The 2,464-nt window shown below is 59.9% G+C and carries 1 protein-coding gene; it reads right to left on the bottom strand.

Translation table 11 applies throughout. The features are described 5' to 3' along the window. Positions 1 to 392 precede the first annotated feature (392 nt). A complete protein-coding gene (locus tag CQ13_RS10830) occupies positions 393 to 1,814 on the bottom strand; it encodes a hypothetical protein (protein WP_057842900.1) in 1,422 nt (473 codons plus the stop codon). Positions 1,815 to 2,464: the final 650 nt, after the last annotated feature.

Here is a 2,464-nt window from a genome sequence, read left to right as displayed (position 1 = left end):
TGGATGTTCACAACCGACAAAGCCCGCGCCAAACTCGGCCGCGCATATCCAGCCATCGCCAAAGAGTCAAAATTACTGTGATGAACCACTAGTTTTATCGATGGGGCCAGGATCTCTTCGGGGCGCAGACTCAGGACCAAGTTCCCACGGCCACTCGACACCATCATCTTCCTGGCGGCCTCGCGCCATGAGCTGCCGCGCAAACCACCGCTGCGGTACCGCGCCACAATCGGCAAGGCCGCGCGAGTTGTTCACGAGGTATGGTCAACCAGTTCGTAAATGCAGGCCATCCAACCTGGTCTCGTCACGCTTAGCAGACGATGGGGCCCCGCTTCATTCATCTGCTCCACTCGAAGGTAGGTTTGCAGCCCAAACGCGTTCCTTTAGCAAACTTAGGGGCGATGGATGACAAGGATGCGGCCGTCTGGTCCCGATTCGGCTGTGTACCGCTCACGCAGGATGTAGAAACGCGTCATTGGGACCTCCGGGGTCGGCAGAAGTCTGAAGTCTCCCAGTACGCTGATCAGGGAGTCGTCGGCCTCTCGGGGGCCGTGGATCCAGCCTGGGTCCAGTCTCTCTCCGATATCGGGGAACTGTCCGATTTCATTCATCTGCTCAACTCGAGGGTGGGACTGCAGCCCTAACTCCCTGTATCCAGGGGTCAGAATAAAGTTTTCGCCTTCCGGATTATTTGGGGTCACGGGCGCCCGCCCTGGCCACAATACCGCAGCATAGCGCATACCGTTGATAAGCACACTTTGTGGCCGCAACAGCGCCGGAAGGAGGCTGCTTTCTCGCAATTCCGCGATCAGTGGGTCCGGGGCAAGGCCGCCCCTCCAACCGGGGAGGACATAAGCTCCGAAGTCACGCTCTGCCTGCCTAGCCCCTGCGCCGGCTGCAATGGTCGGGCGATCCGACGGCATTGTGGGCGCCAGCGGTGATGACGATGGCCCGGCGACTTCGAAGCCCTGAAACATCACACCGCGCGTACGGGCCCAGTTCTCGAATTGAACCTGGTGGAAATCCCGAAGCATATCTCGCAAATTCAGGAGACGGTTACGAAACCCGCCAACCGCGGGTGCGTCGCGCCCTATATAGGCGGCTGCATAGGCTTGCACGTCGGTATCCAACGACGGCAGCGCAATCCGGTCGACTATTGGGGGTCTGTTGGTCTCGCGGATCCACTCGAGGAAATCGTACATATCGCCTGCGGCATGGTCGGCGCCGCGGGAGCGGCGGTTAGGGAGCTTCTCAGTAAGCCAATTCCAAAAGTCCTCATGGAGCGGCCAATCCACGTCATACGGGCCGGGCCCCTGATTGGAGCCGCTGCTGTTACCGCTATTGCCGCTGCTGCTGCTGTCACTGTTGCCGCTGCCGCTGCTACCGCGGCTGTCGGTGGTATCGCTGCTACTGCGGCTACCCGACGACGGCCCGGCTCCATCAAAGCCCTGAAACCACACATGCCTCTCACGGGCCCAGTTCTCGAAATGCAGGTCCCGAAGCATATCTCGCAAGTTCAGGAGGCGGTTACGAAACCCGCCAATCGCCGGTACATCGCGCCCTATATAGTCGGCTGCATAGGCTTGCATGTCGGTATCCAACGACGGCCGCGCAATGCGGTCGGCCATTGGGGGTCTGTTGGTCTCACGGACCCACTCGAGGAAATCGTACATATCGCCTGCGGCAATGTCGGCGCCGCGGGAGCAACGGTCCGGGAGCTTCGCAGCAAGCCAGTTCCAGAAGTCCTCATAAAGCCGCCTATCCACCGCATAGGGGCGGGGCCACTGATTGGAGCCGCTACTGCTGTCACTCACGCGAACCTCCGGTAAAAGGTGCAACTGCAGCGGTAAGGCATGCTCGCTCGATCCGAAGCGCGCACGTCGCGTGAGTTCGGTTGGGGAGCCGTCTTGCCCGATGTTTTCGAATTGAAAAGCAGCACGATTCGCCGCCGCTCCAGCTTGTTTGCGATCAATCTTCCAACAGCCCACACTCCGTCGTTCGGTAGCGCCATATATGCTGCGATGACCATGAGGAATCCGACGACGTCGACCATCTGAACTTCTCGAGACACGTTCTCGCGTTCGCCCATAAAAGGCAATTCTACCGGAGCGATAACGAGTCGATCGGCTGCCGTATGATCCCGAGCGACGAGAAGCTCAAACCGCCGGCTCATCTGCGCCTCACGCTCTGCTCCTCGGATCCCTTTCCTTGTCTGCGCACGGACCGGAGCCATGGTTGTCCTGTCGCGTCGCAATGTCGGCGCCCTCGATAGCTCCGGGGTTATCTCGGCCTCGCATCCAAGGCGGTTCGAAGACAGGAGCCACAATCTTCAGTGCCGCGTCTAGCCTGAAGCGGTCATAACGCGCCCCCTCTTAGGAGCGCAAGGCGCGTCGTGCTTTTCTGAGGTGCTCAGGCTAGGGTCTGTTGGGATTCAGGATTCTCATCCGGGCTTGGTTGTGATTCA

The sequence above is a fragment of the Bradyrhizobium retamae genome, from assembly GCF_001440415.1.
Classification (GTDB): domain Bacteria; phylum Pseudomonadota; class Alphaproteobacteria; order Rhizobiales; family Xanthobacteraceae; genus Bradyrhizobium; species Bradyrhizobium retamae.
The sequence above is the reverse complement of the archived record's forward strand: the minus strand, read 5'-3'. Positions and strand labels throughout refer to the sequence as shown.